This is a genomic window from Duganella phyllosphaerae (genome assembly GCF_001758785.1).
Taxonomy (GTDB): Bacteria; Pseudomonadota; Gammaproteobacteria; order Burkholderiales; family Burkholderiaceae_D; genus Rugamonas; species Rugamonas phyllosphaerae.
On the sequence record NZ_LROM01000115.1, the window covers coordinates 35,412 to 54,805 of the forward strand.

Sequence of the window (19,394 nt, forward strand, 5' to 3'; positions counted from 1 at the left end):
CTTGCTCTACCATATGTATCCGGCACCAAAAGCTGCCAAAGCACCGCCAGCGAAAGCTCCGATTGTCACACATACTGGGGCGCCCGGACCACACGCCAATCCGGCAAGCGCGCCGCCAGCTATGCCGCCACCAATTCCGGCGGAAGCCGTCAACAGTTCCCGCTTGATCGCGGTGGATTTGCTACGAGCGGTAAGGACGTTGTAAGTCGATAAGGCCAACGAAAAAAGGATGAGCCCCCGGCCCAGGCGTGACATTCGCTGCACATTGCGGGTGTAGTCTTGGTTGGATCTGCCGGCCGAACGGACAATTTCGGCGAAGACTTGATTCTGCTGCAATGGAGTGAGCTTCGCAAAGACGGCCGGCTTTCCAAAGAGCTTCACCGTTTTTTCGGCGACGAGCGCATTCAGCCCTCGGCCTTCAGCTTTTTTATGCTCGGCGAAAGCCCGAGCTACAGGTGTCGTTTGCGATCTGATGAGCTGCATGATGGCATTGCGGGTGATTTGCGCCTGCTCTGCCGCCTGCGCCCAAGTCAACTTTCCCTGCGCCACTTCCCGGCGCAAGTTATCGGACATGTTTTTTATTTCCAGCGAATACGTCCTGCGTGCAGTGGCGTCAATTTCGAAGTGCACGCCTGCGCTGGCGGCAGTTGCCTCGAGCGACCTGATGGCATTTTCGAATGCTGCTTCGTCGGATGTTTGCATAAGCGGCTCCCGTTGAGATGTCTGGGGAGCGTACAGTTCTGCTCGTTGTCATGCCTTGAAAGGGCGCAAGTTGTTGTCCTGGTGTGCGGTAGTCTGCGACTCAAAACAAAAACGCCCACAAACCGAAGCTTGTGGGCGTTTTTGATGAATCTTGGTAGGCCGTGCGGGATTCGAACCTGCGACCAACGGATTAAAAGTCCGCTGCTCTACCAGCTGAGCTAACGACCCCCGAAGAAGCGAGATTATAGGATGTTTCAGCACATCCTGTCAAATGCCTGCCGGACAATTTATTTGTCCGGCTGCCTCACAGCACCGGTTTATTTCCCGCCCAGGCGCTGCTTGGCCGTCGCGGCCGCTTGCGAGTCCGGGAACTGCTTGATCAGGTCCTGCAATGTCTTCTTGGCCGCTTTGTCTTTCAGCTCAGTCTGGCAGCTGGCAATGTTGAGCATGGCGTCCGGGGCCTTGGGGCTGTCGCCGTAGTTCTTCAGCACCACTTGCTGGGCCGCGATGGCGCTCTTGCAGTCGCGCTGGGCGTAGAACGAGTTGCCGAGCCAGTATTGCGCGTTGGGCGTGTACACGGAAGCAGGGTACTGGCGCACGAAGGCAGCCAGGGCGTCGCCGGCGGCCTTGTAGTCGCCGGCCTTGAACTGGGCCATGGCGGCGTCGTAGCTGCGCTCTTCGTTCGGATCGACCTGGGCGGTTTTGCCGTCCACGTTCACTTCGCGCGGCTCGAGCTTGCGCATGCGTGTGTCGAGGTCGGTGTACAGGTCGCGCTGGCGCTTCTGGGCCATCGAGACTTCGTTGGACAGTACTTCGATCTGGCCGCGCAGCTTGGCGATCTCCTGCAGCGTGCTGTCGTTTTGATTGATCATGTCCAGCGTGCTGGTCTTGTCGGACTTGGTTTCGAGGCGGGCATTGGTGTCAACGCGCAGGGCTTCGAGCTTGGCGCGCAGGTCCAGCAGCGCCTTGCGGGCTTCGTCGTCGTCGAACAGGCCGGCATGGGCTTGCAGCGGCAGCCAGGTCATCGCAACGAGCACGGCGGCGGAGACGCCGGATTTGGAGAGTTTCATCATGTCGGGCGCTTTCAACAAATCTAAATGGAAACGGGGCGGTGCCTGGACTTGGCAACCAAGTCCGGGTACCGCCCCGTATTATGCCTGTGACCAGGCAAAAGCGAAATTACTTGTAAACGATGTCGGCGCGGCGGTTTTCAGCGCGTGCGGCTTCGTCGGTACCGGCAGCTTTTGGCTTTTCCTTGCCCAGCGAGACCGCTTCGATCTGCGAGTCCGACACGCCCAACGTGGTCATGGCTTTACGCACGGCTTCGGCGCGCTTCAAGCCCAGGGCCAGGTTGTACTCGGAACCGCCGCGGTCATCGGTGTTACCCTGGATCAGGATCTGGCGCGACTTGTTTTTCGACAGGTAAGCCGAGTGGTTTTCCACCACTGGACGGCCATCGGCGCGCACGCTGTAGCTGTCATAGTCGAAGTACACGCTGCGGTTGGCCAGCACGCCTTTCGGATCGTCCAGCGGATCGAGCGACTTGGTTTCAACCGGGGCCACGGTGCGGGTATCCGACTGGGCCGGCGCCTGGCCGGTGGCTGGACGCTCCACCACTGGTGGTGGGGTGTTTTCCTTGATCGGGGTCGACGAGCAGGCCGACAGGATCGCTGCCGTGGTCAGGACGAGGGCTAAGCTGCTGATTTGACGCATGAGTTTCTCCTAGTAACGTTAGATTTTGATTGTTTTACTGCATGAACGGACCCCAGGTGGGCTCCTTGATGTTGCCCGCCTGAGTCGTCAAGCGTTGCTTCACACGGCCATCGACCGAGACCACGGCCAGCGATTTGCGGCTGCCTGCCGTGGTGGCGTACATGATGTACTTGCCGTTCGGGGCAAAGCTCGGCGATTCGTCGCTGGTGGTATCGGACAGGCGGGTTTCCTGGCCACTGCCCAGGTCCAGGACATACAGCTGGAAGTTGCCGTCGCGGCGCGAGATATAGGCCAGGGTCTTGCCGTCGGACGATACGCGCGGGCTGGTGTTGTAGGTGCCGGAGAAGGTCACGCGCTTGGCGTCGCCGCCGCTGGCGCTCATGCGGTAAATTTGCGGGCCGCCGCTGCGGTCGCTGGTGAAGTAGATGCTCTGGCCGTCGGCCGACCATTGTGGCTCGGTATCGATGCCGCCGTTGCTGGTCACACGGCGCAGGTTGCTGCCGTCGGCGTTGACGGTGTAGATCTCGTAGTTGCCATCCTTGGACAGCGCCACGGCCAGCTTGTTGCCGTCCGGCGCCCACGAAGGCGCCGAGTTGTTGCCTTTTTCGTTGGCGACCACGGTGCGGGCGCGGGTGACCAGGTTCTGGATGTAGACCACTGGCTTTTTCTGCTCGAACGATACGTACGCGACCTTGGTGCCGTCCGGCGACCACGATGGCGAAATGATCGGTTCGTTGGAGCGCAGCGCCAGCTGTTCGCCTTCGCCGTCGGCATCGGCAATCATCAGCGTATAGCTGCGGCCTTGCTCCTTGACGTAGGAAATGCGGGTGGAAAACGCCCCGCGCACGCCGGTCAGCTTGAAGAACACGTCGTCGGCAATCAGGTGGGCCGACAGGCGCGTGAACTGGGCGGTCACAGCCTTGTCCAGGTTGGATATCTGCGACTGCTTGACGGTGTCGTACAGTTTATAGCGCACGTCGTAGCGGCCGTCGGCCATGGCGTTGACGGTGCCCACCACCAGCGCATCGGCGCCCTTGGCTTTCCAGCCGCTGTAGTCGACGTTGTTGACATCGCTGATCACGCCGGCGTCTATGATCTTGAAGGCGCCGCTACGCTCGAGGTCGGCCTTGATGATGGCCGACACCATGTGCGGGGCCACGCCTTCGTTGGCGAAGCCGGCGACGGCGACCGGGATCTGGTTGCTGCCGGCGCCGGTAATTTCAATGCGCATCTGGGCCTGGGCGCTGCCCATGGTGGCGGCGATGGTGAGGCCAGCGTAGAGGATGACGTGTTTAAAATTGGTTTTCATTAATGCATTTCCTTCATGTTGAAGACGAGTTCGATTTCGCGCTCTACCGTACCATCTTTTTTCTTGGGTAGCGGTGACGATTTGGCAATTGCGTTCTCAATCGCACTGTCGTAAGCAGGCGAGGCGCTGCCCTTGACCTTGCGCACGCCGATAATTTCACCGGTCGGCAGCTGGGTGATCTTGTAGGTTGCCGTCAGACTGTCGTCGGTGCCGCCATAGACCAGGTTGTTCTTGACCTTGGTGCGGATGGCTGCCGCGTAGCCGCCATCGACCTTGCCGCCGGTCGATTGCGCAGCCGTGCCGGTGGAACCCTTGGCGGCCGATCCGGTAATCCGGCTCATTTCCGCTGCAAACGCCTTGTCTTTCGCTGCCTTGTCGGCCTTATCCTTGGCTACCTTTTCGGCCGCGGCCTTTTTCTTGGCCTGCTCGGCGGCGAGTTTCTTTTCTTTCTCTTGTTTCTCTTCCTGCTCTTTTTCTTCCTCTTCCCGGGCTTTTTGCTCGGCGAGTTTTTTCTGCTCAAGCTTCTTCTTGGCGTCGAGCTTGGCTTGCTTCTCGTCCGCTTCTTTCTTCAGCTGGGCTTCCTTGAGCTCTTTGGCTTCGGCGATCTTCTTCTCTTCCTCGAGCTTTTTCTTCTTTTCTTTCAGGCGCTCGAGCGCGATGTCCGGCGCCTTGGGCGCAGGGGGCACTTCCACCGGCGGTGGCGGTGGTGTTTTGACCACGGGCGGCGGCACCGGTTCCGGCTCGGGCGCCGGCTCGGGATCGGGTTCTGGTTGGGGCTCCGGCGGGGCGGCGGGGGCGGCGTCCTGCACCGTCATGTCCCAGATTTCTGCCTGGACTTCGGTCGGTTCGGTGTTCTGCCAGCTCACGCCCACCCACAGGAACAGCAACAGCACCGCGTGCACCGATACGGCAAGTATCGTTGCGCGCCAGCCGTTGTGTTGTCGCGGCACCTTGTACGGGCCGCCTGCGCTAGGGGGATTCATCTATTCAACGTTCTTATTGAGTGGCCAAACCCACGCGGGTAATGCCCATTTTCTTCGCTTCCGAGATCAGCTGGATCACGTCGTCGTATTTGCTTTCCTTGTCGCCCGAAATCAGCACCGGGTAGTCGGGATGCTCTTCGTGCAAGGTGCGCAGCTTTTTCACCAGCGCATCGCGGCTAGGCGCCGTTTCCGGCGCATCCGCATCCTTGCCCTTGACGCCGATCGACAGCGCGCCGTTGGGCTTGATGACGATCTGCACGTAGTCGCTCGGCGGCTTGGTCGATTTTTCCGCGTGCGGCAAGTCCACCACCGACGCATCGTTAGCCGATGGCATGACCATGAAAATGATCAATAGGCACAGCATCACGTCGATGTACGGCACCACGTTGATTTCGGACTTGAGCTTGCGGCCACGGCCGCCGCGCATGCTGCTGTTAAAAGAAGAACCCATGATTGCTCTGCCTTATGAAATGACCCGCGCTTAGCGCGACTGGCGTTGCAGGATGTTGGAGAACTCTTCGACAAAGCTTTCGAAGCGGATCGCCAGGCGATCAATGTCGTGCGAGAAGCGGTTGTACGCGACCACCGCAGGAATCGCGGCAAACAGGCCGATGGCGGTAGCGATCAGCGCTTCGGCAATGCCGGGCGCCACCGCTGCCAAGGTTGCCTGCTGCACATTGGCCAGGCCACGGAACGCATTCATGATGCCCCACACGGTACCGAGCAGGCCGATGTACGGCGACACCGAACCGACCGATGCCAAAAAGGCCAGGTGCGATTCCAGGACATCCATTTCGCGCTGGAAGGCGGCGCGCATGGCGCGGCGGGCACCGTCCAGGATGGCGCCGTGGTCCATGGTTTCACGGCTGGCGGCGTAGGCGGCCTTGCTCTTGATGAATTCGCCCATGCCGGCTTCGAAGATGCGGGCCAGCGGGCCGCTGCCGGCGCGGTCCTTGCCGGCGTTCTGGTGCAGCGCGTGCAGGTTGCCGCCGGCCCAGAAGGTTTTTTCGAAGTCCACGGTCTGACGTCGGGCGGAACGCACCGCGAACAATTTGCTGAAGATATACGTCCAGCTGACCAGCGAGATAATGAGCAACAACGCCATGATCAACTGCACGATCAGGTGGGCATTGGTGATGAGGGAGATGAAAGAGAGGTCTTGGGTGACGTTCATTGTTTATCAGTCTGATCAGTCGGAGATTACGTAGTGACGCATTTTTTCGGCCACGGCAGGCGGTATGGCGCGCAAGCGCATGGCCGTATCGACACAGGCGATGGTCACCTGGGCCGAGTTCAGCAATTGCTCGCCGCACCATGCTTGCTGCTGGAAAGCAACCGATGCACGGCCTAATTTTTGTATAACAAGGGTTAATTTTATTACGTCGTCAAGCTTTGCAGGCGCATGATACTCCGAGGTGACGCTTTTGACGACGAACAACACATCATGTTCCTGCTGCAATGCGCGCTGGTTCACATTGAGATGACGCAACCATTCGGTGCGGGCACGCTCGAAGAATTTCAGGTAATTGGCGTAATAGACAATCCCGCCGGCGTCGGTGTCCTCGTAGTAGACCCGGACATTCCAGTCGAACCGTGCTGGCATGTTGTATTGACCGTATATAAGATTGTGCAATATTCTACGCGAATTTATTGCACTGGTAGAAGGAAGTGCGGGCAATTCCGTCCTTCCCCCGCTAAATTCAGCGCCAATTAAGTTTGGCGCCGCCAAGGTGCACCTACAAGGTGCGCTTGATGTTGAGCGGACCATACCCCTGGCACGTGGGCATCATCTCGATGCGGTTGATATTGATATGCGCGGGCAGGGTGGCAATCCAGTACGCGGTATTGGCGATATCGTCGGCAGTGAGCGGCGTGGTGCCTTCGTACACCTTGGCTGCGGCCTCGTCGTTGCCCTTCATGCGCACGTTGGAGAACTCGGTGCCGCCGCACAGGCCCGGAGCCAGGTTGGTGGCGCGTACGCCGGTACCCACCAGGTCGGCGCGCAGGTTCAGCGTGAACTGCTCGACGAACGCCTTGGTTGCGCCATACACATTGCCGCCCGGATAAGGCGTGTCGCCCGCCACCGAGCCGATATTGATGACGGTGCCGCTGCCGCGCTTGACCATGTCGGGCAGGATGGCGCGGGTCATGGCGACCAGGCCGCTGACGTTGGTGGCGATCATGGTGTCCCAGTCTTCCAGCGACGACTCTTGGGCAGGGGTCGTGCCCAGGGCCAGTCCGGCGTTATTGATCAGCACGTCGATCTGGCGCCAGGCTTCGGGCAGACCAGCGAGCACGGAGGTGATCGAAGCGCGGTCGGTCACGTCGAGCACGACCGGCAGGGCGGCGTCGCCCAATTCGGCAGCCAGTGCCTGCAAGCGGTCGGCGCGGCGGCCGGCGATCAGCACTTGGTGGCCGTTTTGCACGAAGATGCGCGCCATGGCGGCGCCGAAGCCGGCAGAGGCGCCAGTGATGAAGACGATCATGGTGATTCCTTGGGTGAGTGGGAGGGTGGCAAAATTGTAGCTGAAATGATCAAAGTGGCTTGGTGTACAGCGAAAAAGCTGCCGCAGCCATCGAGCGGACGATCCGTCATCCTCGCGAACGCGGGGATCCATAGGCCCGTGGTACCGCCAACTCGGCATGGGTCCCCGCGTTCGCGAGGACAACGCGCCCACAAATTTGCTCAAATCTGGCGCATAAATTACAATCCCGGTTCCATTACGTCTCACGTAACTGGCGAAAAGCTGCGATCAGCCCCAAAATGGTGCGCTGTTTTAGCGGCGAAAGATGGGCATCCATCGGGAAACGTGAGATTTCAACAGCCGTTCGCCTGGGCAGCCCATCGATGGAATGCACGAAAGAGGCTGCCTGTCCGCTTTGGCTTCCCTCATTCGATCCAGCCTGCCAGCAATAACGTCACTCATTATTGGAGTTTTTCATGTTCGCAAAAGATCACACCCTCGCCAACGTTGACCCGGAACTGTTCAGCGCCATCCAGAACGAAAACACCCGCCAGCACGACCACATCGAACTGATCGCTTCCGAGAACTACACCTCGCCAGCCGTCATGGAAGCGCAGGGCTCGCAGCTGACCAATAAGTACGCCGAAGGCTATCCAGGCAAGCGCTACTACGGTGGCTGCGAATACGTGGACGTCGTCGAGCAACTGGCGATCGACCGCGTCAAGCAGCTGTTCGGCGCGGAAGCGGCCAACGTGCAGCCCAACTCCGGCTCGCAGGCGAACCAGGGCGTGTTCTTTGCCGTCCTCAAACCGGGTGACACCATCATGGGCATGTCGCTGGCCGAAGGCGGCCACCTGACCCACGGCATGCCACTCAATATGTCCGGCAAATGGTTCAACGTGGTGTCGTACGGCCTGACGGCCGAAGAGGACATCGACTACGAAGCCATGGAAGCGCTGGCCAAGGAACACAAGCCAAAGCTGATCATCGCCGGCGCCTCGGCGTTCTCGAAAAAGATCGACTTCGAGCGTTTCGCAGCCGTTGCCAAGGCAGTGGGCGCTTACTTCATGGTCGACATGGCCCACTACGCCGGCCTGATCGCCGCCGGCCTGTACCCGAACCCGGTGCCGCATGCCGACTTCGTCACCTCGACCACGCACAAATCGCTGCGCGGTCCGCGCGGCGGCATCATCCTGATGAAGGCCGAGCACGAGAAAATCATCAACTCGGCCATCTTCCCGGGCATCCAGGGTGGTCCGCTGATGCACGTGATTGCAGGCAAGGCCGTCGCCTTCAAGGAAGCGCTGACGCCTGAATTCAAGGCCTATCAGCAACAAGTGGTGATCAACGCCGACGTGCTGGCCAAGACCCTGATCAAGCGCGGCCTGCGTATCGTTTCCGGCGGTACCGAGTCGCACGTGATGCTGGTGGACCTGCGTCCGAAGAACCTGACCGGCAAGGAAGCCGAAGCGATCCTGGGCACCGCCCACATCACCACCAACAAGAACGGCATCCCGAACGACCCGCAAAAGCCGTTCGTGACGTCCGGCATTCGCCTCGGTTCGCCAGCGATGACCACCCGTGGTTTCAAGGAAGCCGAAGCGGAAGAAGTGGGCAACCTGATCGCCGACGTGCTGGACAATCCGCACGACGCCGCCACCATCGAGCGCGTCAAAGCTGCTGTTAAAGTGTTGGCCGACAAGTACCCGGTCTACGCCAAGTAATTCCCTGGCGCGCCGGCGGTTACCCCCGGCGCGCCGTTACACCATTCAGTGGCTCATATGAAATGTCCGTTTTGCCAGCATGACGATACCCAGGTTCTCGATACGCGTGTATCGGAGGAGGGGGACGCCATTCGCCGTCGCCGTCGCTGCACGAAATGTGATAAACGATTTACCACGTACGAGCGCATCGAGCTGGTGATGCCGGCCGTGGTCAAGAAGAACGGCAGCCGCACCGAATACTCGTCGGACAAGTTGCGCGGCAGCCTGTCGCTGGCCTTGCGCAAGCGCCCCGTGGCGGCGCCTGCCGTCGATGCGGCGGTCTCGTCCATCAAGGAAAAACTGCTCACCAGCGGCCTGCGCGAAGTCGACACCGGCTACATCGGCGAACTGGTCATGCAGGAATTGCAGCGCCTCGATACCGTGGCCTACATCCGCTTTGCGTCCGTCTATAAAAACTTCGAAGACCTGGCCGAGTTCCAGAATGCGATTGCCGAAGTGGGCGGGGAAAGCAAGCCGCGCAAGGACTGAGCGGACCCGGAGTCTCTCAGTCGCCGCCGCCGCCGCCGCAACCGCCGCCGCCGCAACCCCCACCGCTGTCGCTGTCACCGCTGCTGTCCCCGATGCCGTCGCTGCCGTTGCTGGCCCCGCTGGTGCCGCCAGAATCGCTGCCGCCCAGGTGGGCGCCGCAATAGGTATCGCCTCCGCCAGCACCGCCTTGCCCGCCCTTGCGCGCGACGCTGTCGCAGTCGGGCACGTACACGAAGCCGTTCGGGATCGCCAGTTTGCTGTCGAGCGCAAACAGCAGCGGCAGCCGTGATGGATTGCGTGGGTCGATATTTTCCTCGGCACACGCGAGACGCCAGCTGCGCCGGATGCCGTCGTTGCCCCGATGGCGCTGGTCGAGCGCGATGGCCGGGGTGTGGTGCAGGAGGCCGCCAAAAGCCTTGTGGCAAAACTTCTCGTAAGCGCGGGTGTACAGGATGAATTCGTGCCACAAGTCGTCAACGACCTGCGACGGCATCGAAACAAATTGCCTGCGACTTTTAAGGTGCACCAGGAAGAACTGGCGCAAGCCCTGCGCCACCAGGTGGCAATCTTTCGGAGTCAGCTGCGGATGATGCACGCGCAGCGCCTCGAACAAGCCATCGGGCAGTAAAAAGGTACGGATGTGGGCCTCGCGCCGGGTGCGTCGCTGGCGTTGCCAGACCGTGCCGGCACCACACGCAAGGAAAATGATGGCGACGATAAGGAAAAAGCTCATGCACGGCCCCCGTGAAGTGATGGCGCATGATTGCTTAAAAGTTAATCGAATGCAAGCGACTCACATGGAATTGTCGTGTCCGCCAGCTGTTGTCAACCGGCCGGCCACCAGCGCACGCTTGATCCATCGCAGATCTCAGCCATAAACCACTGCTAACGTCGAGTACTGTCCCGTTAGCGGAGGTGTGCGATGCACGCGCGCATAAAGTTGTGGTCGGTTGGTGGCTTTACCTTGCTCGAGGTGCTGATCGCCGTATTCGTGCTGGCGGTGGGCATCGTCGGTGGCGTGTCGATGCAGCTGGCGGCCATGCGCGCGCGGCACCAGAGCAGCTTGCTGGCGCAGGCGTCCATGCTGGCCACCGGCGTGGCCGAGCGCCTGCGCGCCAACCGGTCGCAGCTGCAATTGCCCGATGGCGCCAATCCCTATCTCTCCCTCGACTACGACGTGCTCGACCATCCACCGCCAGTGCCGCCGGCCATGCTGTGCTATGCCGACACCTGCGATGCAACCCAACTGGCGTGGTTCGATCTCTACGAAATCAAGATCGCGCTGCGCACGCAACTACCCAGCGGCCGGGTGGTGATCTGCCGCGATGCCGGCCTGTGGAGTGGCGGCACCTTGCTGTGGCCCTGCAGCGGCGGGAGTTCCGCCCCGCTGGTGATCAAGGTGGGCTGGCGCGGCAAGCGTGCGGACGGCACGCCGCAAGTCGATAGCGCCGGCCAGCCTGTACCCGGCGTGGCGCTGCCGGTCGGAGCACTGCCGGTCGGAGCACTGTGATGAAGCCCGTGCGCCAGCAGGGCCGGTATCGGAGCACGGTCACGAAGCCCGCGCGCCGGCAGGGCCGGTATCGGAGCACGTGCATGAGCCACATGCGCCAGCAGGGCTGGAGCCTGGTCGAGTTGCTGGTTGCTGCCGGCCTGGGCTTGATGTTGACGTTGTTGGCCGGCAGCCTGCTGCTGGCATCGGCCAGCAATTATCGCCACCACGCGGAAAGCGCCTGGCTCGACGATGGCGGCCGCTACGCGCTGGACATCATGGCGCAGGCCATTCGCCAGGGCGCCTACGTCAACTGGAACAGCACCGCTGCACCTGTCTCCCTCGCCGCCGATGCCCCGGCCGCCATCGGCGGCTGGGACGCGCACAGCCTCGGCAAGGCTAGCGTCGGCATCGCCACGCCGCTGCCCGCTGTCGCCAATGGCAGCGATGTGCTGGCCGTGCGTTTTGCCGGCCACGGCCAGGGGGCCAGCGGTGACGGGTCGAGCGTCAACTGCGGCGGTTTCGGCGTGGCCGCGCCCGTTGATGACGACGCGCTCGGCTGGAGCATTTTCTACGTGGCGCCCGGCGAGGGCGGTTACGGCGAATTGCGCTGCAAATACCTCGGCAACGGCAACTGGGGTGCGGACGCCATCGTGCGCGGGGTCGAGTCGTTCCAGGTGCTGTACGGCCTGGACACCGACCAGTCGGCCGATGGCGTACCGAACCGCTACCTGAACGCCACTGCCATCCGCGCGCTGGACGCCACGCTAGTGCCCGTGGGCGCCACGCCCGCAGCACAACAGCACGACTTGCAGCGGCGCAGCCACTGGAAGCGCGTGTGCACCGTCAAGCTGGCCCTGCTGCTGCATGGCGACGGCAATACCCGCAGCGACACGCGCGCCATGCAATTCGACCTGTTCGGGCCGGCGTATGCCGATGGTCACAGCCAGGACCAGGGCACGCGCATCATGGAAACGCAGATCCCGGAGGCGGACCGATGGCGGGCCCGGCGGCTAGTGCAGCTGACGGTCGCGCTGCGCAACAAGAGCGGGTGATGCCATGGCCACGGTCATGCGCGCGCAAAGCGGAGTAACGGTGGTGGTGTGCCTGGTCATGATGTTGCTGGTCATGCTGCTGGGCGCGTCGGCGGCACGCCTGGGTTTGCAGGGCGAGCAGGCTGTGCGCGGTGAGCGCGACCGCGAGATCGCCTTCCAGGCGGCGGAGGATGCCTTGGCAGATGCAGAGCGGGCGATCGACAACGGCAGCGCCATGGTGGCGCAGGGCAGCTGCGGCGTCGATCCGGCCTGGCAACGCGCCGACCTGGGCGGTGATGACGGCGGCGCCTGCACGGCCGAATACGGCGCGGCCACGGGCGCTGCGATGATCACCGGCATGGGCTTTTTGCCATTCAAAAAGCCGCGCTACGTGATCGAACGGCTCGAATGCCACCAACCCGGCACCGACGCCGCCGATCCGCAGAGTTGCTACCGCGTGACGGCGATCGGCTTCGGCCCCAGGCCGGGCGTGGAAGTGGTGTTGCAGAGTGTATTCATACCGAAATGAGGAGGAGATATGTGGACGCGGATGGTTGGCCTGCGCTGGTGCCTGATGGCGTGCGTGATGGCGTGCATGAGCTGGGGCGTGAGCAACGCCGCGCAGTCTGCGCCGCCGCTGTTGACGATCGCCGCCGGTCCGCTGGCATCGTCGTGTCGGTTTGATGGCACCGGGCAACTCGACGGTCCCGCGCTGGTGCGCACTCCAGCGAAGCCCGACCAGGCCAGCACCTTGTACCAGGCGGCGATGCAGTCTGCCGACTGGTCCGGCAGCTTCACCCGCTACGCCATGGCGCCCGGAGCTAACGGCTTGACGCAGGCGAAGCAGGCTGCCTGGGAAGCTGGTGGGCTGCTCACCGGCAGCGCCAGCCGCGCACCATCGCCGCTACCGGACCAGCGCGCGCTCCACACCGCCATCGTCCAGGCCGATGGCACGCTGGCCATGGTGCCGTTCGCCTGGGACGCATTGTCGCCCGAGCAGCGTGCCCAGCTCGATCCAGATGGCGACGGCAGCGGCCCGCAGCGCCTGGCGTGGTTGCGCGGAGAGCGCAGCGAGGAAGGCACGCGGTTCCGTACGCGTGGCAGCGTATTGGGCAATTCCGTCCACAGCACGCCGGTGTACGTGGGCCAGTCTGCACAATCCCAGGCACCGGCGCGGCCGGAGATGCTCTACCTGGGCGCCAACGACGGCATGCTGCACGCCTTCAACGCTGCCGATGGCGCCGAGCTGTTCGCGTACGTGCCGGCGGCGCTGTTCGGTGTTTTGCACTGGCTTGCCGACAAGGATTATGTCCACCGTGCCTATGTCGACGGTCCAGCCCAGGCGGGCGACGTGACCATTAATGGCAGCCAGCGGACGGTGCTGATCTCTGGCATGGGCGGCGGTGCGCAAGGCGTGTTTGCGCTCGACGTGACCGACCCCGCGCGCTTTGCCGAACAGGGCGGCGTGCTGTGGGAATTTACCGACCGCCACGATCCCCACATCGGCAACGTCACCAGCACGCCGCAACTGGCCAAGCTGCGCGTGGGCGTGCACGGCGGCGCGCCGGTCTATCGCTACTTTGCGGTCGTGGCCAGCGGCGTGAACAACTACGCTGCCGATGGCCACGCCAGTCCGTCCGGCGACGGCGCCTTGTTCCTGCTGGCGCTCGACAAGCCGCGCCACGCGCCCTGGCGGATCAACGACAATTACTACCGCTTGCGCACGTCGATCGCGGACGCCGCCTTGCCCAACGCCCTGCACGCGCCGGTGCTGGTCGCCGACCGCGAAGGCGCCATCCGCTACGCCTATGCCGGTGACCTGCAAGGCCATCTGTGGCGCTTCGACCTGGGCGATGGTGCGCTGTCCGGCCAATTTGACCAATCTGGGCCGCGCGCCAACAGCCCATCGCAGTCGCCATTGTTTATTGCACGCGATGCCAGCGGCCGGCGCCAGCCCATTGCGCAGCAGCCGCAGGTGGCTTACGCCAACGGTGGGGGCTACCTGCTGCTGTTCGGCACCGGCCAACTGATCGAGCAAGCCGACCGCGATGCCACCCGGTTCGCGCCGCAAAGCTATTACGCCATTCGCGACAGCCTGCGCACGCCGCTCGAAGCCGTTGCCGGCCGGCGCCAGCTGACGCGGCGCACGTTGACCGGCGACCCGCGCGCCGTCCGCCTGGATATCGAAGGCGAAGCGATGACGCCCGACAGCATGGGCTGGTACGTGGACTTGCTGGCCTCGTCCACCACGGGCGAGCGCAGCCTCGACAGCGGTGTCCTGGTGAACGGTGTGCTGGCCTTCAATACCATGCTGCCGGCCCCAGGGGTCTTGCAACCCGCTCAGCCGGGCCAGCCGGGCCAACCATCCACGCCGACGGCACCGGGCAATCCGGTCACGCCGCCCAGTCCCGGCGCAGCCTGCGCGCCTGCCCACGGCCGCACCTATGTGCTCAACGCTCTGACCGGCCTGGCAGCAGGCCAGAGCGTTACCGCCAGGCTGCCGCCAACGCCGGAAGCGCCGCGTCCCATCGTGGCCGAACGCACGACGCGCTACGTGCCCCGGCCGCTGTTGCTGCCGATAGCATCGATCACCCCCACCGCGCCGGCAGAGCCGACCGGCCGTATCAACCTGGCGCAGGACTTCGCCATTGGCATACCGGGACCGCAGGGCGAACCGGCCCTGGGCACGGTTCACACCAGCAAGCGCGCCGGTCGCCTCAGCTGGCGCGAGGTCGCCAACTGGCGCCAGTTGCACCAGTTGTACCAGTTGCACCACGCGCAGCGGGCGCAGCAGGCGAAACCGCCGCAACTGGAATCGCAATGAACGCGCCGCGCGGATTTTCCGTGATCGAACTGCTGGTCGTGTGCATGATTGCCATGGTACTGGCGGCGGTTGCCGCGCCGGCGTGGAACGACCACCTGGTGCGCACCCGCCGCTACGAGGCGCAAGCGACCATGCAGCGCCTGATGTTGCAGCAGGAGCGGTATTTCACCCAGCACGGCAGCTATCTCGCTTTTGGCGCCGAGGCCAAGGGCGACGATGCCGAGCAACGCCAGTTCCAGTGGTGGAGCGGCGCCACGGCGCCGGCCAGCGGCTACGAGATCGAGGGCAAGGCGTGCGACGGCTACACACTCGATATTTGTGTGCAACTGGTCGCCACGCCCGGTACGCGGCGCGTGGATGCGCGCTTCCGCGACGCTGACTGCGGCCAGCTGGTCTTGAGCAGCAGCGGACTGCGCCAGGCTGCAGGCCCGCAAGAAAATTGCTGGCGTTAGTTGCCAGGGAAACGACCAGGAAAACGACCAGGAAAACCATGGACACGACCCCTGCCGCTCACACGCTGCGCACCGAGCGAATCAGGCATACCAAGGGGACGCCGCGCCAATCCGGCGCCAAGCCGCCCAGGTCTGCAGCTACCGGCGTCACACTGGTCGAACTGCTGGTCGGGCTGGCCCTGGCCGGCATCCTGCTCGGTACGGCCGCGCCCGCTTACCAGCAGATGTTACAGCGCCAGCGGCTGCGCGCCGCCGTCACCGACCTGGTGGCCGCCATCGACCTCACGCGCTCGCAGGCCATCGCGCGCGGAAGAATCGTCATGCTGGCGCCGCTCGACCCTGGCGGCGTCGACTGGCGCGGCGGCTGGATCGTGTTTGTCGATGCCAATGGCAATCGCCGGCCCGACCTCGAAGAGACCACCGTCTTCCAGCGCGGCCCGCTGCCCGCCGGGTTACGAGTAAGCGTTTCCTTCTCTTCCAAAGCGCCGCCGAGCTTCGTTGCTTATAATGGCGCAGGACGCAGTTGCAGCGCGAGTAACAGCCTGGCCGCCCGCTGGGGCACGCTGTCGCTGGCGCTGGGCGATAACGCCCGCAATATCAAGATCAATATGCTGGGTCGGCTGCGCGTGTGCGATCCGGCCGTAGAGACTGCCTGCACGGGCACGTCAGATTAAGGACAGAGTGAGAATCCATAACGATACCGAGGGCATGACCCTGGCCCTGGCCTGGGCCGAGCGCGGCATGTACACCACGTCGCCCAATCCGCACATCGGCTGCGTGATCGTGCGCGATGGCGCCGTGATCGGCGCCGGTGTCACCCAGCAGGTGGGCGGCGACCACGCGGAAATCCAGGCATTGAAAGACGCCCAAGCGCGCGGCCATGACGTGCGCGGCGCCACGGCGTATGTCACGCTCGAGCCGTGCAGCCACCACGGCCGCACGCCGCCCTGTGCCGATGCACTGGTGCGCGCCGGCGTCGGCCGCGTGGTGGCCGCCATGGAAGACCCCAATCCCCTGGTGGCCGGGCAGGGCATGGCCAGGCTGGCCGCAGCGGGCATCGCCGTGAGCAGCGGCTTGCTGGCCGAGCAGGCTTATGAATTGAATATCGGCTTTTTCTCGCGCATGACGCGCGGCCTGCCGTGGGTGCGCATGAAAACCGCCGCCAGCCTGGACGGCATGACCGCGCTGCACAACGGCGCCAGCCAGTGGATTACCGGCGAACGCGCCCGCGCCGACGGCCATGCGTGGCGCGCGCGCGCGTGTGCCATCCTCACCGGCATCGGCACCGTCAAGGCCGACGACCCGCAACTGAACGTGCGCGGCATCGACACGCCGCCCCAGCCGATCCGCATCGTCATCGACAGCCGCCTTGAAATCGACCCGTCCGCCAAGATATTGCAGGGAGGCGGTACCTGGATCGTTGCCGCCGTGCGCGATGCGGAAAAAGGCGCCGCCTTGCGCGCGCTGGGCAACGAAGTGATCCTGCTGCCCAATGCCTCGGGCAAGGTCGATTTGCCCGAGCTGATGCGCGAACTGGGCCGGCGCCAGATCAATGAATTGCATGTCGAAGCCGGCAGCAAGCTCAATGGCTCGCTGATCCGCGAAGGTTGCGTCGACGAGTTGCTGGTGTACCTGGCGCCGCTGTTGCTGGGCGATGCGCAAGGCATGTTTGCGCTGCCGGCGCTCACGCACCTGTCGCAAAAAAAGTCGTTGAAATTCCACGAAGTAAAGCAGATCGGCGCCGATGTACGGCTGCTGGCCCGCTTTATTCACTCCTCCACTCCTACCTGAGAACCACTATGTTTACTGGAATCGTTGCCGCAGTCGGCAAAATCGCCTCGGTCACCCCGCTCGAAGGCGGCTCGTTTGCAGGCGTGCGCCTGGACATCCACGCTGGCGGCCTGCCGCTGGCCGACGTTGCGCTGGGCGACTCGATCGCCATCAACGGCGCCTGCATGACCGTGGTGGAAAAGGACGAGTCCAGCTTCCGCGTCGATGTCTCGCGCGAAAGCCTCAATTGCACCGTTGGCCTCGACACGCTGACCGAAGTCAACCTGGAAAAGGCGCTGACCCTGAGCGAGCGCCTGGGCGGCCACCTGGTATCTGGTCACGTCGATGGCCTGGGCGTGGTGCGCAAGTTCGAACCGGTGGGCGAGTCGTGGGAACTGGTGATCGAAGCGCCGCATGACCTGGCCAAGTTCCTGGCTTTCAAGGGCTCGATCGTGGTCAACGGCGTCTCGCTGACCGTCAACCGCGTCACTGATATCGGCGCCGGCGCCGACCTGGTGTGCCAGTTCTCGATCAACCTGATCCCGCACACCATAGCCATGACCACCCTCAAGCACCTGGTGGTGGGCGTGCAGGTCAACCTGGAGATTGACCTGATTGCGCGCTACGTGGAGCGCATGGTGTCGGTAGGCGCTGCCGGCAAGCTGTAAGCAGACATGCCAGACGCTGCCCAAGCCTGCTTGACGGGCCTGTTCGCGCAGTTGTGGCCAGATCAGCGTGAGCGCTTCCTTGACGACGGCCGGGTCGGCGCCGTAGTGCCAGCGCTCAAAGCGGTTGACGCCGTGCGTATCGACATGGTTGAAGTCGTGGGCGCCGATCACTTTCCAGATGTGCTTGTCCACATGCTGGAGCGGGGAACAAACTGCATGTTCAGGGATTGTTCCGGTAAGCCCATTTCATCACCAGCACGGAGCACGCCAACACTAGTGTGATGCCGTTGTTGATGGCGATGGGCCAAGCCTCGATGATCACGCCGTAGATCAGCCACAGCAGTACGCCGAAGCAGAACACGCAGTACATGCCGGTGGAAACCCCGGCAGCAGACTTGCGACGCCAGATCAGCAATACCTGGGGGATAAAGGCGACTGTGGTGCAGAAAGCGGCGATCAGGCCGAGCAGGGTGGCATCGAAGCGCATGGGGTTGTCCTTGTTGATTGATAAGTCAACTTGATTTATTAAATAAAAGGAAACTATACTACACATTTCCCCACCACCTAGTTCGCTATCCCATGTCATCGTTTTTACGCGCGTTAAGTCCCAACGAGCGCCTCATGCTGCACCATGTTCGCCGCCGGGGCAGTATGGCCAAGGCCGACCTGGCGCGTGCGACCGAATTGAGCACGCAGAGCGCGTCGGTCATCATCAACCGCCTGCTGGACGAGCAGCTGGTGCGCAAGCTAGGTGCGGTGCGTGGCAGGGTGGGGCAGCCATCGCAGCCGATCGCGCTCAACCCCGATGGGGCCTATGCAATCGGCGTCCATATCGGCCGCCGCAGCCTGGAAATAATGCTGCTCGACTTGACCGGCCAGCCGCGTTTCCGCGTGGAGGTGGCCTATCCGCATCCGGTAGTGGACGCCGTGTTCGCCGCCATCGGCGAACAAATCGGCGCCATTGTCGCCCGGCTTGGCGCGGATGGCGCAGCGCGTCTGTGCGGCATCGGGGTGGCCGCGCCGCTGGCGCTGGGCACCTGGCACCGATTGCTGGGCCAAGCGCCAGAGCAGGCGCGGCAGTGGGCCGAGATCGAACTTCGCACCCGCTTGCAGGCAATGACTACGCTGCCGGTTACCTTTGCCAAGGATACTGCGGCCGCTTGCGTGGCGGAGTTGCTGGCCGGGCGCGGGCGGGGCGTGCCCGATTACCTGTACGTGTATCTCGATGCACTGGCCGGTGGCAGTCTCGTGCTGGGCGGCCGACCGCACCGTGGCGCCAACGGCAACGCCGGCGCGCTTGGTTCCATGCCGCTGCCGCCAGCGATGGGCGTACCACCTGAACCAAGCGCATCAGGCCGGTCACACGAGCACGGCGCACACGTTGAGAACGCCGAGCAGCGTGGACCCGGCGCGCCGCCGGCGCAGTTGCTTAGCGTGGCTTCGCTGGCGATGCTCGAACAGCGTTATGCCGAGGCTGGCCTGGAAGCGGCAGCCGCGCGCGACGCGCGCGCACTCGATGCCCCTTGGCGCGACCTCACGCACGTTTGGGCCGGGCAGGCGGCCGATGCGCTGGCGTACGCGATCTGCAGCGCCGCCTGCGTGGTCGACCTGGACGCGGTGATTGTCGATGGCAAGATCGGGCGCGGCTTGCTGGCGCTGCTGCTTTCTCGCGTGGAAATAGCGCTGACGCGCTACGACTGGTCCGGCGCCAACCGCCCGCCAGCGCTGGCGTG

22 protein-coding genes, 1 tRNA gene and 1 riboswitch are annotated in these 19,394 nt (G+C 63.4%); of the genes, 11 read left to right on the forward strand and 12 right to left on the reverse strand.

The features are described 5' to 3' along the window. Positions 1 to 6 precede the first annotated feature (6 nt). From DUPY_RS20535 to DUPY_RS20580, 10 genes are all read right to left on the reverse strand, one after another. Complete coding sequence (locus DUPY_RS20535) at positions 7 to 702, reverse strand: hypothetical protein (protein WP_070250636.1); 696 nt, start codon at positions 700 to 702, stop codon at positions 7 to 9. Between the two features lie 152 nt (positions 703 to 854). Further along, positions 855 to 930: transfer RNA gene (locus tag DUPY_RS20540), tRNA-Lys, on the reverse strand. An 89-nt stretch (positions 931 to 1,019) separates the two neighbouring features. Continuing rightward, the gene (gene ybgF, locus DUPY_RS20545) at positions 1,020 to 1,775 is read right to left on the reverse strand and encodes a tol-pal system protein YbgF (protein WP_070250638.1); all 756 of its coding nucleotides are present in this window, start codon (positions 1,773 to 1,775) and stop codon (positions 1,020 to 1,022) included. Between the two features lie 106 nt (positions 1,776 to 1,881). Next, positions 1,882 to 2,415: a peptidoglycan-associated lipoprotein Pal gene (gene pal / locus DUPY_RS20550; protein ID WP_070250640.1), complete on the reverse strand. Its 534-nt coding sequence runs from the start codon at positions 2,413 to 2,415 to the stop codon at positions 1,882 to 1,884. 34 nt (positions 2,416 to 2,449) lie between these two features. Further along, positions 2,450 to 3,724: a Tol-Pal system beta propeller repeat protein TolB gene (gene tolB, locus DUPY_RS20555; RefSeq protein WP_070250642.1), complete on the reverse strand. Its 1,275-nt coding sequence runs from the start codon at positions 3,722 to 3,724 to the stop codon at positions 2,450 to 2,452. Further along, the gene (tolA, locus tag DUPY_RS20560; RefSeq protein WP_070250644.1) at positions 3,724 to 4,707 is read right to left on the reverse strand and encodes a cell envelope integrity protein TolA; all 984 of its coding nucleotides are present in this window, start codon (positions 4,705 to 4,707) and stop codon (positions 3,724 to 3,726) included. Before tolA ends, tolB begins: the two co-directional genes overlap by 1 nt. A gap of 13 nt (positions 4,708 to 4,720) precedes the next feature. Further along, positions 4,721 to 5,158 carry an ExbD/TolR family protein gene (locus DUPY_RS20565; protein ID WP_070250646.1) on the reverse strand — a complete coding sequence of 146 codons (438 nt, stop codon included), beginning with the start codon at positions 5,156 to 5,158 and terminating at the stop codon, positions 4,721 to 4,723. Positions 5,159 to 5,188: 30 nt separating this feature from the next. Further along, a complete protein-coding gene (gene tolQ, locus DUPY_RS20570; protein ID WP_070250648.1) occupies positions 5,189 to 5,881 on the reverse strand; it encodes a protein TolQ in 693 nt (230 codons plus the stop codon). A gap of 15 nt (positions 5,882 to 5,896) precedes the next feature. Beyond that, the gene (gene ybgC, locus DUPY_RS20575; RefSeq protein WP_070250650.1) at positions 5,897 to 6,310 is read right to left on the reverse strand and encodes a tol-pal system-associated acyl-CoA thioesterase; all 414 of its coding nucleotides are present in this window, start codon (positions 6,308 to 6,310) and stop codon (positions 5,897 to 5,899) included. 133 nt (positions 6,311 to 6,443) lie between these two features. Beyond that, entirely contained in the window at positions 6,444 to 7,193 is a 750-nt protein-coding gene (locus tag DUPY_RS20580; RefSeq protein WP_070250651.1) for an SDR family oxidoreductase, read from the reverse strand. 236 nt (positions 7,194 to 7,429) lie between these two features. Beyond that, a riboswitch (ZMP/ZTP riboswitch) is annotated at positions 7,430 to 7,553 on the forward strand. A gap of 95 nt (positions 7,554 to 7,648) precedes the next feature. Here DUPY_RS20580 and glyA point away from each other — a divergent pair. Beyond that, positions 7,649 to 8,896: a serine hydroxymethyltransferase gene (glyA, locus tag DUPY_RS20585; RefSeq protein WP_070250652.1), complete on the forward strand. Its 1,248-nt coding sequence runs from the start codon at positions 7,649 to 7,651 to the stop codon at positions 8,894 to 8,896. A 57-nt stretch (positions 8,897 to 8,953) separates the two neighbouring features. Further along, positions 8,954 to 9,424: a transcriptional regulator NrdR gene (gene nrdR / locus DUPY_RS20590; RefSeq protein ID WP_070250655.1), complete on the forward strand. Its 471-nt coding sequence runs from the start codon at positions 8,954 to 8,956 to the stop codon at positions 9,422 to 9,424. A gap of 16 nt (positions 9,425 to 9,440) precedes the next feature. On the opposite strand, the gene DUPY_RS20595 is transcribed toward nrdR, so the two are convergent. Next, a complete protein-coding gene (locus tag DUPY_RS20595) occupies positions 9,441 to 10,157 on the reverse strand; it encodes a glycine-rich domain-containing protein (RefSeq protein WP_070250657.1) in 717 nt (238 codons plus the stop codon). A gap of 189 nt (positions 10,158 to 10,346) precedes the next feature. Here DUPY_RS20595 and pilV point away from each other — a divergent pair, with 189 nt between their 5' ends. The 8 genes from pilV to DUPY_RS20635 all read left to right on the forward strand — a co-directional run bounded on the left by pilV (position 10,347) and on the right by DUPY_RS20635 (position 17,661). Beyond that, the gene (gene pilV, locus DUPY_RS20600) at positions 10,347 to 10,934 is read left to right on the forward strand and encodes a type IV pilus modification protein PilV (protein WP_070250667.1); all 588 of its coding nucleotides are present in this window, start codon (positions 10,347 to 10,349) and stop codon (positions 10,932 to 10,934) included. Positions 10,935 to 11,017: 83 nt separating this feature from the next. Continuing rightward, positions 11,018 to 11,968, forward strand: a complete 951-nt coding sequence (locus tag DUPY_RS20605; RefSeq protein WP_229255445.1) for a PilW family protein — start codon at positions 11,018 to 11,020, stop codon at positions 11,966 to 11,968. 4 nt (positions 11,969 to 11,972) lie between these two features. Next, positions 11,973 to 12,476, forward strand: a complete 504-nt coding sequence (locus DUPY_RS20610; RefSeq protein ID WP_229255446.1) for a pilus assembly PilX family protein — start codon at positions 11,973 to 11,975, stop codon at positions 12,474 to 12,476. Positions 12,477 to 12,485: 9 nt separating this feature from the next. Then, on the forward strand, positions 12,486 to 14,771 hold the full coding sequence (locus DUPY_RS20615) for a pilus assembly protein (protein WP_229255447.1): 2,286 nt from the start codon (positions 12,486 to 12,488) through the stop codon (positions 14,769 to 14,771). Then, positions 14,768 to 15,223, forward strand: a complete 456-nt coding sequence (locus DUPY_RS20620) for a type IV pilin protein (protein WP_070250678.1) — start codon at positions 14,768 to 14,770, stop codon at positions 15,221 to 15,223. The genes DUPY_RS20615 and DUPY_RS20620 overlap by 4 nt, the downstream gene beginning before the upstream one ends. A 38-nt stretch (positions 15,224 to 15,261) precedes the next feature. Beyond that, the gene (locus DUPY_RS20625; RefSeq protein WP_307188202.1) at positions 15,262 to 15,897 is read left to right on the forward strand and encodes a GspH/FimT family pseudopilin; all 636 of its coding nucleotides are present in this window, start codon (positions 15,262 to 15,264) and stop codon (positions 15,895 to 15,897) included. Positions 15,898 to 15,904: 7 nt separating this feature from the next. Then, positions 15,905 to 17,014, forward strand: a complete 1,110-nt coding sequence (gene ribD / locus DUPY_RS20630; RefSeq protein ID WP_070250681.1) for a bifunctional diaminohydroxyphosphoribosylaminopyrimidine deaminase/5-amino-6-(5-phosphoribosylamino)uracil reductase RibD — start codon at positions 15,905 to 15,907, stop codon at positions 17,012 to 17,014. Between the two features lie 8 nt (positions 17,015 to 17,022). Then, positions 17,023 to 17,661: a riboflavin synthase gene (locus tag DUPY_RS20635; RefSeq protein WP_070250683.1), complete on the forward strand. Its 639-nt coding sequence runs from the start codon at positions 17,023 to 17,025 to the stop codon at positions 17,659 to 17,661. 220 nt (positions 17,662 to 17,881) lie between these two features. Here DUPY_RS20635 and DUPY_RS20640 read toward each other — a convergent pair whose 3' ends face one another. Beyond that, positions 17,882 to 18,148, reverse strand: a complete 267-nt coding sequence (locus DUPY_RS20640; RefSeq protein WP_070250686.1) for a SemiSWEET transporter — start codon at positions 18,146 to 18,148, stop codon at positions 17,882 to 17,884. A 134-nt stretch (positions 18,149 to 18,282) separates the two neighbouring features. Between DUPY_RS20640 and DUPY_RS20645 the strand changes: the two genes are divergently transcribed. Then, on the forward strand, positions 18,283 to 19,394 hold a 1,112-nt coding region (locus tag DUPY_RS20645; RefSeq protein ID WP_229255448.1), incomplete at its 3' end, for an ROK family transcriptional regulator.

Bases quoted from the DNA above. Each gene is read 5' to 3' on its own strand.
- DUPY_RS20535 (WP_070250636.1), bottom strand. From the start codon at position 702: ATGCAAACATCCGACGAAGCAGCATTCGAAAATGCCATCAGGTCGCTC.
- ybgF (WP_070250638.1), bottom strand. From the start codon at position 1,775: ATGATGAAACTCTCCAAATCCGGCGTCTCCGCCGCCGTGCTCGTTGCG.
- pal (WP_070250640.1), bottom strand. From the start codon at position 2,415: ATGCGTCAAATCAGCAGCTTAGCCCTCGTCCTGACCACGGCAGCGATC.
- tolB (WP_070250642.1), bottom strand. From the start codon at position 3,724: ATGAAAACCAATTTTAAACACGTCATCCTCTACGCTGGCCTCACCATC.
- tolA (WP_070250644.1), bottom strand. From the start codon at position 4,707: ATGAATCCCCCTAGCGCAGGCGGCCCGTACAAGGTGCCGCGACAACAC.
- DUPY_RS20565 (WP_070250646.1), bottom strand. From the start codon at position 5,158: ATGGGTTCTTCTTTTAACAGCAGCATGCGCGGCGGCCGTGGCCGCAAG.
- tolQ (WP_070250648.1), bottom strand. From the start codon at position 5,881: ATGAACGTCACCCAAGACCTCTCTTTCATCTCCCTCATCACCAATGCC.
- ybgC (WP_070250650.1), bottom strand. From the start codon at position 6,310: ATGCCAGCACGGTTCGACTGGAATGTCCGGGTCTACTACGAGGACACC.
- DUPY_RS20580 (WP_070250651.1), bottom strand. From the start codon at position 7,193: ATGATCGTCTTCATCACTGGCGCCTCTGCCGGCTTCGGCGCCGCCATG.
- glyA (WP_070250652.1), top strand. From the start codon at position 7,649: ATGTTCGCAAAAGATCACACCCTCGCCAACGTTGACCCGGAACTGTTC.
- nrdR (WP_070250655.1), top strand. From the start codon at position 8,954: ATGAAATGTCCGTTTTGCCAGCATGACGATACCCAGGTTCTCGATACG.
- DUPY_RS20595 (WP_070250657.1), bottom strand. From the start codon at position 10,157: ATGAGCTTTTTCCTTATCGTCGCCATCATTTTCCTTGCGTGTGGTGCC.
- pilV (WP_070250667.1), top strand. From the start codon at position 10,347: ATGCACGCGCGCATAAAGTTGTGGTCGGTTGGTGGCTTTACCTTGCTC.
- DUPY_RS20605 (WP_229255445.1), top strand. From the start codon at position 11,018: ATGAGCCACATGCGCCAGCAGGGCTGGAGCCTGGTCGAGTTGCTGGTT.
- DUPY_RS20610 (WP_229255446.1), top strand. From the start codon at position 11,973: ATGGCCACGGTCATGCGCGCGCAAAGCGGAGTAACGGTGGTGGTGTGC.
- DUPY_RS20615 (WP_229255447.1), top strand. From the start codon at position 12,486: ATGTGGACGCGGATGGTTGGCCTGCGCTGGTGCCTGATGGCGTGCGTG.
- DUPY_RS20620 (WP_070250678.1), top strand. From the start codon at position 14,768: ATGAACGCGCCGCGCGGATTTTCCGTGATCGAACTGCTGGTCGTGTGC.
- DUPY_RS20625 (WP_307188202.1), top strand. From the start codon at position 15,262: ATGGACACGACCCCTGCCGCTCACACGCTGCGCACCGAGCGAATCAGG.
- DUPY_RS20635 (WP_070250683.1), top strand. From the start codon at position 17,023: ATGTTTACTGGAATCGTTGCCGCAGTCGGCAAAATCGCCTCGGTCACC.
- DUPY_RS20640 (WP_070250686.1), bottom strand. From the start codon at position 18,148: ATGCGCTTCGATGCCACCCTGCTCGGCCTGATCGCCGCTTTCTGCACC.